At 61.3% G+C, this 14520-nt stretch carries 16 protein-coding genes; 2 read left to right on the plus strand and 14 right to left on the minus strand.

Translation table 11 applies throughout. The features are described from left to right. Positions 1-240: 240 nt before the first annotated feature. Positions 241-558: a cupin domain-containing protein gene (locus tag BMY38_RS04360; RefSeq protein WP_092760083.1), complete on the minus strand. Its 318-nt coding sequence runs from the start codon at positions 556-558 to the stop codon at positions 241-243. A gap of 140 nt (positions 559-698) precedes the next feature. On the opposite strand from BMY38_RS04360, the gene BMY38_RS04365 reads away from it, so the two are divergent. Then, positions 699-1382 carry a GntR family transcriptional regulator gene (locus tag BMY38_RS04365; RefSeq protein ID WP_092760085.1) on the plus strand — a complete coding sequence of 228 codons (684 nt, stop codon included), beginning with the start codon at positions 699-701 and terminating at the stop codon, positions 1380-1382. Positions 1383-1419: 37 nt separating this feature from the next. Here the strand turns inward: BMY38_RS04365 and BMY38_RS04370 are convergent, their stop codons facing one another. From BMY38_RS04370 to BMY38_RS04395, 6 genes are all read right to left on the minus strand, one after another. Continuing rightward, positions 1420-2700 carry a TRAP transporter large permease gene (locus BMY38_RS04370; RefSeq protein ID WP_092760087.1) on the minus strand — a complete coding sequence of 427 codons (1281 nt, stop codon included), beginning with the start codon at positions 2698-2700 and terminating at the stop codon, positions 1420-1422. Position 2701: 1 nt separating this feature from the next. Beyond that, positions 2702-3220, minus strand: a complete 519-nt coding sequence (locus tag BMY38_RS04375) for a TRAP transporter small permease (RefSeq protein WP_092760089.1) — start codon at positions 3218-3220, stop codon at positions 2702-2704. 98 nt (positions 3221-3318) lie between these two features. Beyond that, the gene (locus BMY38_RS04380) at positions 3319-4311 is read right to left on the minus strand and encodes a TRAP transporter substrate-binding protein (RefSeq protein WP_092760091.1); all 993 of its coding nucleotides are present in this window, start codon (positions 4309-4311) and stop codon (positions 3319-3321) included. Positions 4312-4442: 131 nt separating this feature from the next. Further along, positions 4443-5192: a 2-dehydro-3-deoxy-D-gluconate 5-dehydrogenase KduD gene (gene kduD, locus BMY38_RS04385; protein WP_092760093.1), complete on the minus strand. Its 750-nt coding sequence runs from the start codon at positions 5190-5192 to the stop codon at positions 4443-4445. Next, positions 5189-6019: a 5-dehydro-4-deoxy-D-glucuronate isomerase gene (kduI, locus tag BMY38_RS04390; protein ID WP_092760095.1), complete on the minus strand. Its 831-nt coding sequence runs from the start codon at positions 6017-6019 to the stop codon at positions 5189-5191. The genes kduD and kduI overlap by 4 nt, the downstream gene beginning before the upstream one ends. Positions 6020-6041: 22 nt before the next feature. Next, positions 6042-6776 carry a FadR/GntR family transcriptional regulator gene (locus BMY38_RS04395; RefSeq protein WP_092760097.1) on the minus strand — a complete coding sequence of 245 codons (735 nt, stop codon included), beginning with the start codon at positions 6774-6776 and terminating at the stop codon, positions 6042-6044. Between the two features lie 115 nt (positions 6777-6891). On the opposite strand from BMY38_RS04395, the gene BMY38_RS04400 reads away from it, so the two are divergent. Continuing rightward, positions 6892-7410, plus strand: a complete 519-nt coding sequence (locus tag BMY38_RS04400; protein ID WP_092760099.1) for a peroxiredoxin family protein — start codon at positions 6892-6894, stop codon at positions 7408-7410. Between the two features lie 120 nt (positions 7411-7530). Here the strand turns inward: BMY38_RS04400 and xylA are convergent, their stop codons facing one another. The 7 genes from xylA to BMY38_RS04435 all read right to left on the minus strand — a co-directional run bounded on the left by xylA (position 7531) and on the right by BMY38_RS04435 (position 14394). Continuing rightward, positions 7531-8841: a xylose isomerase gene (gene xylA / locus BMY38_RS04405; protein WP_092760101.1), complete on the minus strand. Its 1311-nt coding sequence runs from the start codon at positions 8839-8841 to the stop codon at positions 7531-7533. Next, on the minus strand, positions 8842-9858 hold the full coding sequence (locus BMY38_RS04410) for a LacI family DNA-binding transcriptional regulator (RefSeq protein ID WP_092760103.1): 1017 nt from the start codon (positions 9856-9858) through the stop codon (positions 8842-8844). It lies immediately after the preceding gene. A gap of 98 nt (positions 9859-9956) precedes the next feature. Continuing rightward, positions 9957-10610: a nickel pincer cofactor biosynthesis protein LarB gene (gene larB / locus BMY38_RS04415; protein ID WP_092760105.1), complete on the minus strand. Its 654-nt coding sequence runs from the start codon at positions 10608-10610 to the stop codon at positions 9957-9959. A 3-nt stretch (positions 10611-10613) separates the two neighbouring features. Beyond that, positions 10614-11387 carry an ATP-dependent sacrificial sulfur transferase LarE gene (gene larE, locus BMY38_RS04420; RefSeq protein ID WP_092760107.1) on the minus strand — a complete coding sequence of 258 codons (774 nt, stop codon included), beginning with the start codon at positions 11385-11387 and terminating at the stop codon, positions 10614-10616. Then, a complete protein-coding gene (gene larC / locus BMY38_RS04425; RefSeq protein ID WP_092760109.1) occupies positions 11380-12531 on the minus strand; it encodes a nickel pincer cofactor biosynthesis protein LarC in 1152 nt (383 codons plus the stop codon). Before larC ends, larE begins: the two co-directional genes overlap by 8 nt. Positions 12532-12534: 3 nt before the next feature. After that, positions 12535-13827 (minus strand): nickel-dependent lactate racemase family protein, encoded by a 1293-nt coding sequence (locus BMY38_RS04430; protein ID WP_092761193.1) that lies wholly within the window; start codon positions 13825-13827, stop codon positions 12535-12537. An 84-nt stretch (positions 13828-13911) separates the two neighbouring features. After that, on the minus strand, positions 13912-14394 hold the full coding sequence (locus BMY38_RS04435) for a hypothetical protein (protein WP_139204650.1): 483 nt from the start codon (positions 14392-14394) through the stop codon (positions 13912-13914). Positions 14395-14520 lie beyond the last annotated feature (126 nt).

A 14520-nucleotide genomic window follows, 5' to 3' on the forward strand; every position in this document is an offset into this window, starting at 1 on the left:
GCCCGGCCAGTCATTGGGAGCTCGCGGCAATTGCAGGGCGCCTTGGCCTACGCCTGAAGATTGTCGCCAATCATTCCGTCGGCACCGGGGGCGGCACAAAAACGCGACATATCGAAATCCGGTTGCCCGGAAATTCTGGACAGGGCAGCCAGTTGCCCGCAACGCAGCTTGGAGGATGGCCATGCGACACCGCATCGGCTTGGTGATGATCGCATGATGCTGCGCAGATAGGATGTGGCGTTACAGGAAATCATCGCGACGGGGAGTAAAGCTGTCGATCAGGCTGCCGGATTCCAGCGCGGTGCAGCCGTGCATCACCATCTTCGGGATGACCATGCTGTCGCCCGGTCCGATTTCAAACGTCTCGTCATCCATGGTGAACGCGAAGCGGCCCGATGCGACATAAGTGCCCTGAATGTGCGGATGATTATGCATTGCACCGACAGCCCCCTTGTCGAACGCGAACTCCACGATCATCAGATCGGGCGCATCAGACAGAACCTTGCGACGCGCCCCTTCTCCGATGACGACCCATTGTCCGATTTTCGATTCAGTCATATGTAGACGGTCCGTTATATTTCGTCCTTTGCCTGAACCGTCTTGACCAAACATATGACGGGTCCAGACGCATCATCCGGCTCTGGTTGGCAACTATTGGTATTCTAGTATACCATGATCCAGAACAGAGGGAAGCCGACATGGTCTTCGTACACGAAATCAACGAACGCCGTACAAGCGCCGATGTGGTCTTCGAAAGTCTGTTCGAGGAAATCGTCGCGCTGGACCTGTTGCCAGGTGCCAAGATGTCCGAGGTCGAAGTCGCCAAGCGTTTCGGCGTATCGCGACAGCCGGTGCGCGACGCATTCAGCCGCTTGGGCAACCTTGGCCTGCTTGTGATCCGCCCGCAGAAGGCGACGGTCGTTCGCCATTTTTCCCTGCAAGGCATCCAGAATGCGCGCTTTATTCGCACAGCCGTCGAAGTCGAGGTTTTGCGCCGTGCCTGCCTGAACTGGACCGGCGACTTCGACGACGCGCTGGACGACAACCTGGCCGAACAGCGGATTGCGATAGATGCAAACGATCCGGAAACCTTCCACAGGATCGATTATGACTTCCACCGTCTGCTGTGCGAATCCGCCGGGGCTGACTTTGCATTCGAGACCATCGCTGCCAACAAGGCGCAGGTCGACCGGCTGTGCATCCTGAGCCTGACCGGCAAGGACGGGATGGAGGCGCTCTACGGCGACCATACCGATATCCTTGCCGCTTTGCGCGCGGGTGACGGTACCAAGCTGGACCGGTCGATCCGGCGGCATCTGGATCGGTTGAGCCCGACGATCGAAGCGATCCACCGATCCCACAGCGAGTACTTTCAGGACTGATCCGAGCCTCCTGTTCGGGGCGCAGGACCGCGCGCCGTTACTCCAGCAAGGCGGGCAACGTCAGCGATACCGCCGGCACGAAAGTTACCAGCAGCAGGGCCGCCAGAATGGCCAGATAGAACGGCCAGATCGTACGAATGGCCTGTTCGATCGGCACCTTGCCCACGGCACAGCCCACGAAGAGGCAGGACCCGACCGGCGGCGTGCAAAGGCCCAGCCCAAGGTTCATCAGAAGCATGATGCCGAATTGCGTCGGATCCATCCCGATGTCGCGTGCGATGGGCAGGAAGATCGGTGTGCAGATCAGGATCAGGGCTGCCATGTCCATGATCATGCCCAGAAGCAGCAGCATCACGTTGATCATGAGCAGGATCATGATCGGATTATCCGAGATCGCCAGAAGGAACGTGCTGAGCAGGCCCGGCACCTGGTAGAAGGCCAGCAGATACCCGAAGGCCCCTGCGCAGCCGATCAGGATCATCACCATTGATGTCGTGCGAACCGAATTGGTGACCGAGAGCTTGAACCCCTCCCAGCTGAGCGAACGATAGACAAAAGCGGTCAGCAGCACCGCATAGATTGCACCGAACGCACCGGATTCCGTCACCGTGAATACGCCGGACAATACGCCGCCGACGATGATCACGGCCGTGACGAACCCCGGCAGAGCCTGCGCCGCAGTCAGCAGGACGACGCGAATGCCCGGGAATGGCTCGGATGGGTAGTTCTTCTTGATGGCAATGACATAGGCGGCGATGGCCAGACAGATGCACATCAGGATGCCTGGCACGACGCCCGCAAGAAATAGCTTGGAGATCGAAATGCCGCCCCCCGCCGCGATGGCGAAGATGATCATGTTATGGCTGGGCGGAATGACGACGCCCGCGATGGACGACGTGACCGTGACATTGACAGCATAATCGCCGTCATAGCCCTTTTCCTTCATCACTGGGATCAGGATGGAGCCAAGTGCCGAGATGTCGGCGATGGCCGACCCGGAGATGCCGCCGAACAGCATCGACGAGAAGATGTTGACCGATGCCAACCCGCCCCGGACATGACCCACCACAGACGAAGCGAAGCGGACGAGGCGGATGGCGATACCCCCGTGCAACATGATCTCGCCCGCGAAGATGAAGAACGGGATCGCCATCAGCGAAAAGATCGACATGCCGGAGATGATCCGCTGGAACGGGATCAGAAGGGGGAAACCTTCGTAGAAGAAAACGATGACCGATGCGACACCCATGGCGAAGGCCACGGGCATGCCGATGGCGACGGCGATGGCGAAGACGCCCAGAAGAAGTGCGAGACCCATATCAGAGTGCCCCCTGCCGGCCCGACCCGTTGAAGTAGTATTCATGCGTTCGCGACAGGAACCGCAGTCCCGCGAACAGGAAGATCAGTCCGCCACTGACGGCAGCAGCCAGAGTGCGGACACCTTCGGGAATGTTGAGCATCGCTAGGTTCGTATCCCAGCCGAATTGCACCAGCTTGGCCCCGTAGAAGGCCATCGCCAGACCGAATGCCGACAGACCCAGATCGGACAGAAGGCGCAGGGGACGGCGAATTTTTCTGGGCATCGACTCCCGTATGAAGGTCACGCCCAGATGCGTGTCTTCATAGACACCGGCGGCAGCACCGAGAAACGAGATATATACCACCAGAAGAAGCGCCAGCTGCTCGACCCAGGTCGGCGTCACGTTCAGGACATATCGCCCAAAGACAAGCCATCCGAAGATAACGATCAGCGTCACCATCATCAGGCTGCATACGAGAATGAGGAGCGTCCTGACCCAGCCGGACAGGCGGTCAAGACGGGCGAAGAGTTCGGTCATGGCTGTCCCCGGACAAACGCTCTGACGGCGCTGGATGGAATGGGACCCGACCGGATGATCCGGTCGAGCCCCAGGGTCGTGTCACACCACGGGACGCGTCAGTCGGCGTCGCGAATCATCTTCACCAGACCTTCAAGGTCCGGGTTGTCCTCAAGGAAACTGGCATAGACACCCGCCATCGCTTCCTGGAACGGGACCTTGTTCTCGACCCTGTTGACGATGGTACCGGCCGCTTCGACCTTGGCCATCGACGCGGCTTCGCGTTCCTGCCACAGACCACGTTGCAGATCGGCACTGGCGCGACCTGCGGCCATGACGATCTCCTGATCTTCGGGGGAGAAACGGTCCCACGTGGCTTTGGACATGCACAGGCACTCCGGGATTATCAGGTGCTCGGACAGGGAGTAGTATTTGGCGACCTCATAGTGATTGGTCGATTCATACGACGGCGGGTTGTTCTCGGCCCCGTCCACGACGCCCGTGCGCAGCGACTGATAGACTTCGCCAAATGCCATCGGAGTGGCGTTGCCGCCCATGCTCTCGACCATGCCGACAAACAGGTCGTTGTTCATCACGCGGACCTTCATGCCGACAACATCTTCCGGCGTGTTGATCGGTTTGATCGAGTTATAAAAGGATCGGGCGCCCGCGTCATACCAGCCAAGTGCGACCAGCCCCTTGGCTTCAAGACCCTTGCCGATTTCATCGCCGACGTCACCGTCCATCAGGCGGTACATCTGATCAGTGGATTTGAAGATAAACGGCAGCGAGACGACGTTCGTTTCCGGCACCACCTGGCCCATCGGCCCAAGGCTGAAGACACCGAAATCGATCGCGCCAAGTCGGGCCTGTTCGATGGCATCGGGCTGATCGCCCAGCACGCCGTTATGGAAAACCTTGCCGGTCACGCGACCGTCGGTTTTTTCCGAAACCTCGGCTACGAAGCTCTCCATCCCGATGGAGACGGGGTAATCCTCGACGTGAATGTTCCAGCCACGCAATTCCTGCGCGCTGACCGTGGTGGCCAGAAGGCTGGCACCCAGCGCAGCACCAATGGCTGTCGTCCGAGCGGTTTTCAAGATCATGTTCATTTTCGTCCTCCCATAAAGTGTCGTTCGACACACTCTTCTCCCGGAACGTGTCGGTAAGTATACTAGCATACCAGTTTCCGGCGTGAAGTCTAATTCGTGCGGAATCGCATATTTGCCATTCCGTGTGCCCCTCATCGGGCAAGCCATCCTCCGTCGACCGGCAATGTGATACCGTGCACGTAGTCCGACGCTTTGGAGGCCAGAAACATCACCGCACCCGAAATATCGGATGGCTGCCCCCAGTGTCCCGCCGGTATCCGGTCGAGAATGGCCTTGTTCCGCGCGGGATCATCGCGCAGCGCCTGGGTGTTGTTGGTCTCGATATATCCGGGGGCGACCGCGTTGACATTGACGCCCCTCGGACCCCATTCGCAGGCCAGCAGCTTGGTCAGACCGGCCACGCCGCTTTTGCTGGCGGTATAGGACGGAATGCGGATGCCGCCTTGAAACGACAGCAACGAAGCGATGTTGATGATCTTGCCCGATCCGCGCGGCACCATCTGGCGCGCAACGGCCTGGCTCAGGAAAAACAGAGATTTCAGGTTCACGTCCATCACCGCATCCCAGTCGTCCTCGGTGAAATCCAGCGCGTCGGCCCGACGGATGATACCGGCGTTGTTCACCAGAATATCGATGTCCCCGGCCCACTCCGTCACCTCCGAAACGATCCGCCCGATCGGTTCAAGCGATCCGATGTCGGCTTGAACCGCCAGCGCACGATCCGGGTCGCCGATCTTCGCCAGCGTATCGTTCATCGACGACCGTCCGACGCAGGCGACCCGCACCCCGGCACGCGCCAGATCGATGGCGAACGCTTGACCAAGGCCGGTATTCGCGCCGGTCACGATGGCCGTTTTGCCGGTAAGGTCGAACAAGGTCATCGCAGGTCGCCCATGTCGACGAAGTCCATATCGGTGAAATCCTGATTGTCCCCCGCCATCGACCAGACGAACCCGTACCGCCCGGTGCCGCAGCCCGAATGGATCGACCAGCCCGGCGACAGGATGGCCTGTTCATTGCCGACGACCAGATGCCGCGTTTCCTGCGGCTCGCCCATCAGGTGGATGACTCGCGTCTTGGGCTGCATGTCGAAATACAGATAGGCTTCGGATCGGCGGTCATGGGTGTGGCAGGGCATGGTATTCCAGACGCTGCCGTCCTCGATCAGGGTGACGCCCATGACCAGTTGGCAAGACGCACAGACCTCGGGATGGATGTACTGGCGCAGTTTGCGGACGTTGGCGTCGGACTGGGTGCCCAAGTCTAACAGAATGGCATCGTCGGCGGTGATCTTCTGCGCCTTGTGCGTGGCGTGGGCGGGGGTCGAGACGAAATAGAACCGCGCCGGGTTGGCCGCATCGGTGCTGCTAAACGCTACATCCGCCGTGCCCATGGGCAGGTAGAGCGCGTCCGTCCACGCCAGATCGTAATCGGTGCCGTCCGCCGTTACCCGCCCTTCGCCGCCGATATTGACGACGCCAATCTCGCGGCGGTCCAGAAAGCCGGGCGAGCCGATCTGCTTTTCCGACTTCAGCAAAAGCGGCTTCGCCTGCGGCACCACCCCTCCCACGACGGTGCGGTCCAGATGGCTGTAGGTCATCGAAACTTCGCCCGCGCGGAACAGATCCTCGATCAGGTAATTCGTGCGCAGTTGTGTGGTGTCGAAGCCGCGTGTTTCGCCGGGGCTGCAGGATTGTCGGATATCCATCAGTTCGCTTTCGCTGGGTGGGTCAGGTCGCGTCGCCTTGGCGCAGCAGACGTCGGTTCAGGTCGAGGCCGCGGGCAAGGTGCCCCCGCATCAGATCGGCGGCGGACAACGCATCTCGGTCAGTGATCGCGGTCAGGATGTCGCGATGCTCGTGTTCCAGTACGCGCTGATAGGTGGCGCGCTCCTCGCCGGTGAATTGCGTCATTGCGGGACGCGGAATGATGAATGGGCCGAGGTAACGCAGGAATCCGGCGATGTAGGCATTCTTGGTCGCCTCGGCGATGGCCAGATGCAGGCCGAAGTCTTCCTTGTGCCCGGTCTGGCCCGCCGTCATTGCATCGGAATGGGTCTGCCAGGCCACATTGATCGCCCGCAAATCGGATTGATCGCGGCGTACGGCGGCAAGGCTCGCGCTCTCGACTTCAAGGCTCAGGCGCAATTCCATCATCTGCACGATGTGATCGGCTTCACTCAATCCGTTTCGGCCCAAACGGAAGGGTTGCTGGCTCGGGTCATCGGCCACGAACACGCCGCGGCCCTGCTGTGCGTTGACCAAGCCATCGACGCTGAGGGCGGATACGGCTTCGCGGATGACCGTGCGGCTGACCCCGAACTGTTCGACCATGGCACTTTCGGTCGGCAACTGGGCACCGGGCTCCAGATCGCCTTGCTGGATTAACTCACGAAGCTGCGCCGCGACATTCTCGCTCAGCTTCGGACGCACACCGAGGGCGCGAATGCCATTGCTCCCTCCCATCTTTCACACTCCGCTTCCAACATTATGCCTTGCTTGCTAGCAACTCATTATTCATCATACAACATATAAATTGTGGTGAGTGCGTGCTGCGAAGCCGACCTCGGAAAGGATCCTAATGACCCATTCTAAACCAGCCGTCGGCATGCCTCTGCCCCTCATGTCCCTCCCGAAACTGGGTGGTGGCGCCATCGACATTGGCGGCGCACGGGGACGTCATATGCTGCTGGTTGTCTACCGCGGAAAGCACTGCGGGCGTTGCAAGAAATACCTGACATCGCTTGATGGCATGGCGGGCGATTGGGAAGCCGCAGGCTTCGATATCGTGACCGTGTCTGCGGACCCGCTGGAAAAGGCGCAGGCCGATCTGGACGAATATGGCTGGCGGTTCCCGATAGGCTACGACCTGTCGGAGGCGCAGATGCGCGATTTGGGCGTCTATATCTCGGACCCGCTGTCCCCGCAGGAAACCGACCGCCGTTTTGCCGAACCCGCCGTATTCTGCGTCCGTCCCGATGGCATCATTCAGATTGCGTGTCTGTCCAACGGCCCTGCGGCGCGGCCCGATCTGGTCGAACTGCTGGATGGCATGAAGTTCAACATCGCCCACGACCGGCCTGCGCGCGGGATGGCCTGACAGGCCAACTGACCGGAAGGCACCGCCTTTCCGGCCAGCAGCATAGGGTCAGAAGGGGTGTCACCGCGGCAGAACCATGGTGAGTTGTCGGGCCGGATGGGGCCCGACCGTCTACCCCCCTCAGAGATAGCGGTTGACGATATTCTCCAGCTTCTCCTGCGCGCCCGACACCGGCTGCGGGTTCACATCGCGCGCCTCGGCGTCCGCCGCAATTCCGTCCAGCGTAGCACCTTTGGCCAGCATCGCCTGAGCGGCCTCGCCCTCCCAACCGGCGTAACGGACACGGCGCGGCCCTTCCAGCGCGTCATCCTCGATCATCGCGTGGGCCGAGATCAGGCCGCGCGCGCAGATATCCATACCTCCGACGTGCGCGGCGATCAGGTCCTCCGCATCCAGCGATTGCCGCCGCAGCTTGGCGTCGAAATTGGTGCCGCCGGTGGTGAACCCGCCCGCGCGCAGCACTTCGTAATAGGCCAGCGCCGCCTCACCGGGCGAGTTCGGAAACTGGTCGGTATCCCACCCTGACTGGTAATCGTTCCGGTTCATGTCGATGGACCCGAAGATGCCCAGCGTGCGCGCCATCGCCAGCTCATGCTCGAAGGAATGACCGGCAAGAATGGCGTGCCCCTGTTCGACATTGACCTTGACCTCATCCTCCAGCCCAAACCGCTTGAGGAAGCCATAAACGGTCGCCACATCGTAATCGTATTGATGCTTGGTCGGTTCCTGCGGCTTCGGTTCGATCAGGATGGCACCCTTGAAACCGATCTTGTGCTTGTACTCGACCACCATCGACAGAAATCGGCCCATCTGCTCCAACTCGCGGTCCAGATCGGTGTTCAGAAGGGACTCGTAGCCTTCGCGCCCGCCCCAGAGAACATAGTTTTCCCCGTGCAATCGGTGCGTCACATCCATGCAGGCTTTCACGGTAGACGCACAATATGCGAACACATCCGGGTCGGGGTTCGTCGCTGCACCCGACATATACCGCCGGTTCGAGAACATGTTAGCCGTGCCCCAGAGCAGCTTTTGTCCTCCGTCTTCCATCTTCTGCTCGAAGTAATCGGCGATCTCGTTCAGACGTTCGTGGCTTTCGGCGAGCGTGTCGCCCTCGGGCCTGACGTCATGATCGTGGAAGCAGAAATACGGCACGCCCAGAATGCGGAACATCTCGAACGCGGCGTCGGCCTTCTGACGCGCCTGATCCATTGTATCCGCCGGAAACCATGGGCGGTCAAAGGTCTGCCCGCCGAACGGGTCGCTGCCGTCCCAGACGAAATTATGCCAGTAACAGACTGCAAAGCGCAGATGTTCGGCCATCGTCCTGTCGCCCAGCATCGCGGTGGCGTCATAATGACGGAAGGCCAGCGGGTTCGTGCTGTCCCTGCCTTCGAAAGTGATAGGCTGGAGGTCGGCAAAATATTGAGACACCTAGATGTTCTCCCGGATGAAAATGTTGAGGGGGATCGCACCCCGAGCGGTGGTCACATCGCGATTATCGCTCAGGTCACGCATGATGGATATCGCCGCCCGCACCTCTGCGACGGGGTTCTGGTCGATCACCAGGTCGATCTCGCCGGACAGCAGTGCCGCGCGCGAAATATCGGTTAATTCATGTACGATCGTCACCGGGCGCGGGGAGGTGTCGCGCAGACCTTCCAGCAGTCCGCGATTGCCAGCACCTACGGCATAAATTCCGGCCAATGGCGTGGTCTTCAGCGTGTCTGAGATCAGCTTGCGGACGGTCTCCGCGCTATCGAACCCCTGCGCGGCAGGCAGCAACGTCAGATTGGGAAACCGTTCGGCCATAACCATGCGAAACCCCATGACCCGCTCCATGTGATCGCGCGACGCAAGGCTTCCGGTAACCATCAGGATCGTGCCAGACCGGCCCGCGCTGAATCGCCCCATGAAGGCCGCGGCCGTCCGCCCGGCGGCGACATTGTCAGGGCCGACATAGGCGTCCCGCTGCGACCGGGGTAAATCAGAAACCAGGGTCAGGACGTGAACGCCCTGATGGGCCAGACGCGCAATTTCGTCATGTATTTCAGGCGCCTCAGCGGCAAAAACGGCAACCCCGTTCGTTGTGTCGCCAGACAAGCTGCGCAATGCGGCCAGCTGCGACGGGGTATCGAAAGGGGCGGTTTCGATGATCTCCAGCTCGATCTTGTCCGGGCGCAGGCGAATCTGCTCTTTTGCCAGTTCGGCGCGCAGCAAAGCGACAAATCCGGTCGCGATGCCAGGCAGGATGAAAGCAAAGCGATACCGCCTTTTGCGGGACAGGTTGGCCGCCGCGATATCCCGGACATAGCCAGTTTCGGCCACGGCCTTGGTCACCTTGCGAACCGATTTTTCGGCAACGCCGCCCCGGTTGTTCAGGACGCGATCCACAGTCGCAAGGCTGAGCCGTGCTGCATCGGCCACATCATGAATCGTCGGTCGTTGCATATCTCTCTCCTGCGCCTAAATCGTCGCTAGAATGATGAACGTCAATCTTTTTCAGTAATTCAGAGTTTCTGCCGCTCAAGTAATTGAAAAAGTTAATATTATAGCGCTTGGGCGATGTTTAAAATCTTGGCCGCTGCGGCGGCTGCACCGAATCCGTTGTCGATATTCACACAGACCACGCCCGGCGCACAGCCGCCCAACGCCGATCCTAAGGCCACCGACCCGTCCTTCGCCACGCCATATCCCACCGATGTCGGAACAGCGATGATCGGCGCGGTGACAAGCCCGGCCAGCACCGAGAACAACGCGCCTTCCATTCCGGCGACGGCGATGATCAGGCGGTGCGCGGTCAGCGCCGGCAAATGCGCTTCCAGCCGCCAGAGACCTGCGACGCCGACGTCAGCGATCAATTCGGTTCGCAATCCCATGAAATTTGCCGCGACTTCGGCCTCGCGCGCGACGGACAGGTCGGAGGTGCCCGCCGTGACGATGGCCACTACGGGCGCGTCATGATCCGGTTCCGGGGCTTCCAGGGTGGCCGTGCGCCCCAGATCGTCAACCGACAATGGCAGGTCACGCAGCCCATCGATCTGCGTCGGGGTCAATCGCGTAATCAACAGCGATGCGTTTCGGTCGATGTGGTCACGGATTACATCATGCAGATGCGACAGGGACTTGCCTTCAGCGAAGACCGCCTCGGGGATGCCCGTCCGCGCCTTGCGGGACCAGTCGAAGATCGTGTGCCGCTCCATCGCTCACTCCCCGGGAATGACGAAGGCACTGCCGCGCACATAGGTGCGGCTGCCTGCGAAGGGCCGGTTCGCCCGGCGGCACAGGTCGGCGACGGATGCCACGGTGGCATCGGGCATCGGGGTGCCGGTCTCCAGCACGACGCCGTCCCCGGTGATGCGGCAACGGATATCCATGCCCGGAGTGTCCGCCCGCACGAGCGTCTCGACCATGTCGATGAAATCCAGATCGTCGCGACGGATGGCAATGCCGGTGGTGACGCGGCTGGCCAGGCAGGGCTGCGCGGGCAGGTCGGCGATTTCATCCAGGCCGCAGGCCCGCGCGATGGCCCGGATGTCATCCTTGGCAATATCGGCCGCGACGTAGGGATGCAGGACATCATAGTCATCGGCGGCGATCAGGCCAGGGCGATATTCGCCAAGATCGTCCGTATTGGTTCCTGCGGCAATCGGCCCGTCGAACACCCGCCGCATCGTGCCATAGAGATTGGACTTGCAGAAATAGCATCGGTTGTGCGGGTTCGCGCGATAGTGCGGGTCCGCGAATTCGCCGCTGTCCACAAGGCGCAACCTCCAGCCGTGCACTTTGGCCTGTTGCCGCACCCGATCGGTCGCGGCGGGCGGCACGGCAGGAGACATGGCGTGAATGGCGTGGAAATCCGGCACGATACCCGATGCGACATGGGCAAGCGTCAGGCTGTCGACGCCACCGCTGACGGCAACGGCCAGTTTCGGCAGACGCTGCAACTCCGCCTGCAATCGGGCGAGGGGGTCAGTCATGCTCGGCCTCGGCGGCACGGGCAAGATTTCGACGGGCCTGAAGGGTCGGGACGCCTGTCAGGTCGTCGCTTTCGGCTTTGCGCGTCACTCCCTCGGGGCGTTCGACCGTTTTGGTGCGGGTGAACCCGATGTCCGCCCGACGCGGCAGAACGTGTCGCGCGACAGTCTGAACCCGCAACCCGATTGTGCTGGTTTCCGCGAAACAGGCTTCGATCAGAGCGGCCGTTGCATCGGTTCGCACTGTGATCGTCACGGCAAACTGCGCCCGACCCTTTTTGCCGAATGAGGTCGCGTATCCGGCGTCAAGGAGACCATCGGTCAAGCGCAGCCGGTCGAGTGAGACGGCGATTTCCTCGGGCGTCATATCGTCCACCTCGAACCGGATCAGGCTGACGGTTTCCGGTGCGCGCGTGCCATCCTCAAAGACCAGAACCCTCAGTATATTCGCGATTCCCTCCATCTGTCGTTGCCCCGCCCCGGTGCCGGTCGCGCTCAGGCGACCGCGAGGCCCGACAAGTTGTTGGACGGGGGCGAGGTGCCGCAGGATTGCCGCTCCGGTCGGGGTGATCCGCTCTCCCTGGCCCGCGTCGGTGAACATTTCGAACCCGATCAACAACTCGGCGGTCGCGGGGGCCGGTACCGGAACGATGCCATGCCTTGTCTTCACGCGACCACTGCCTACGGGCAGGGCGCTGACCGACCACCCTTCGACCCCGGCCCGATCAATGACCGAAGCCGCGCCGATGATGTCGGCCAGCGAGTCCCAGTCCGCGATCTCGTGGAAATGCACTTCGTCTGGTGCGACCCCGTGGCAGGTTGCCTCGGCCTCTGCCAGCAAGGCGAAAATTGCCAAGGCACGGGCCTTCACTGGTGCGTCCAGCCCGCTGCCGTCGATGAACGCGCGAATATCGCGCCACTGCGATGTCGGTGGCGCGTCCGACGCCGTGGTGACCTTGACCCGCACTGCCGCGAAACCCTTTTCGCGCACCGTATCAATGGACAGCGTGACATGCTCCAGAACTCCGGCGGCGCGCAGATCGTCAAGCATCGCCCCGCGCAATTCGGGACAGGCCGACAGCATTGCCGACAGGAACATGTCGCCCGCAATCCCGCCCGTCACGTCCAGATGCAGATGTTTTGCCATGGATCAGCCTGGCCCGGCGGCGGCTTTGGGCACGACATACGGCCCTTCGGGAATGACCGCGACCGCAGCATCGCCGTGATGTGCGATGCTGGCGGCAATGGCGTCGTGCAGGTCGGTAATGCGGTCCACCCCCGTCACCGCATGATCGGAGTCTGACAGAGTGCCGGAATAGAGCTGAATGCGCCCGACGCGCATCGGTTTCAGCTGCATCTCAGTCTGCCATTCATCGACGTCGGCAAAGTCCTTGGCCAGCAGCGTCTTCAGGAACGCCTCCGGCCCCAGCCGCACCAGCCGTTCCTGTGCGGCGCGGAAGTGGTCAGACCCGATGCCCTCGGCGCATTGCGATGCGACGATCAGGGTGCCGCCGTCTTCCAGAATGTCCAGAGGCGTCACCATGCCCTTGACCGTCTGATAATACGTCTGGTCCAGCGGATAGCCCGCCGATGATGTGACGACGGTACGGAATTTCCGCCCCACCGGAATTTCGGTATAGCCGCGGACGAAATCGACGGCGGCCAGATGGCTTTCGATGATTTCGCCGAAGCTGCAGAACACCAGATTTCGCTTGTCGTCGATCACCGTATTCAGGGCGTAGACGTCACCCAGCCGCCGCACGATTTCCAACTGTTCCTCGTGCAGGGGGTTGCCGGTCAGGTTGCATTCGCGCGCGGCGGGGTCTTCCATGAAGCGGGCGGAATGGAAGGTGCGGATCGTTTCGTGATGGGCCACGCCGGGGGCCACGACTTTGCGTCCGCCGGAAAATCCGGCCATGAAATGCGGCTCGACCAGGCCGGTCGCGATCTTTAACTCTGCCTCGACAAAGCGACGGTCCAGTTTGATCGGAACGCCGCGTCCCTCGGTCACGCCCAGATCGACATGATCCGCGTCATTCAGGGCAAAATGGTTCTCGACCCGCACGTTCTCCAGCACCCAGGGGTCGCCGACCAGCTCATCCATCTCCGTGCCTTCATTCGGGCGGTGCAGACCCGTCGCGATGAGGACCGTGATGCGGTCGAGGGGGATGCCGCCCGCGGTCATGATCTCAATCATCGGGCGCAGGAACAGGTAGTTGGGCACGGGTCGGGTGATGTCACAAATCAGGATGCAGGCCGAGGATTTGCCATGACACAATTCGGCCAAGGGGGCGGCGCCGTGCGGGTCACGCAGGGCGCGGGCGATCTGTTCGGCGGGCGGATCGCAGGCCGGAAAGGCGGGCTTTTCGATCAGATGCGTTTCGGCCCCGTCGGGCATATCCAGCGTCAGGCCATCGCGTCCGTAAAGAAGGTCAATCTGCATGGCGGGTCTTTCGCTGCGGCTGTTTCCGCACCCACTGTCGCCGTTCAGGCAGGGCTTGACCAGACCGACCGGCATTCCGCCTCTTCAGGACGTGGTGATCAATCGGGCAAGGGCGCGCAAATCCGTACGTCCCAGTCGCAGCCCCCGCGCCAGCGTCCGCAAAAACACGCGATCCGATCGCCCCATTGGCCCATCCGCCAGCAGTACGGATAACGTGGCGTTGAAAATCAGCAGCTTTTCTTCGCGGTTCAGGTCTTCGCGCATCCAATTGAAGTTTATCGGAATGATAATGCGATCGGCGCGCTGAGCCATTTCCTGCATATGCATCGAGGTGAAATCCATCCCGGTGGTATCGCGCGCGATCTGCAATGCGCGTTTTACACGAACCGTGTTGATCGTGCGACCGTCCCAGACGGCGTGGCACATCGCGTCGACGACTCGGAACCGCGCGCCGTTCCGCAAGCCGGAAATCGCCAGCCGGGCATGACGACGTCGCATCCGCAAATTCCCGGCGACCAAAACGCACAGCCCGACGACGGCCACGGCAATCGCGATCGCAGGCAGCATCGCCGGACTGTCCAGCCAGCGCCAAACGGGTTCGGAAAGCGGACCCAGAAAAGAGGTATGCCAACCCTCGCCCGCCATGGCGGTTTGAGGGAAGACGAATCCGGTTAGAAGCCGCGGAAAGCGGGC

Origin of the sequence: Jannaschia helgolandensis, assembly GCF_900109285.1 — a bacterium.
GTDB lineage: Bacteria > Pseudomonadota > Alphaproteobacteria > Rhodobacterales > Rhodobacteraceae > Jannaschia > Jannaschia helgolandensis.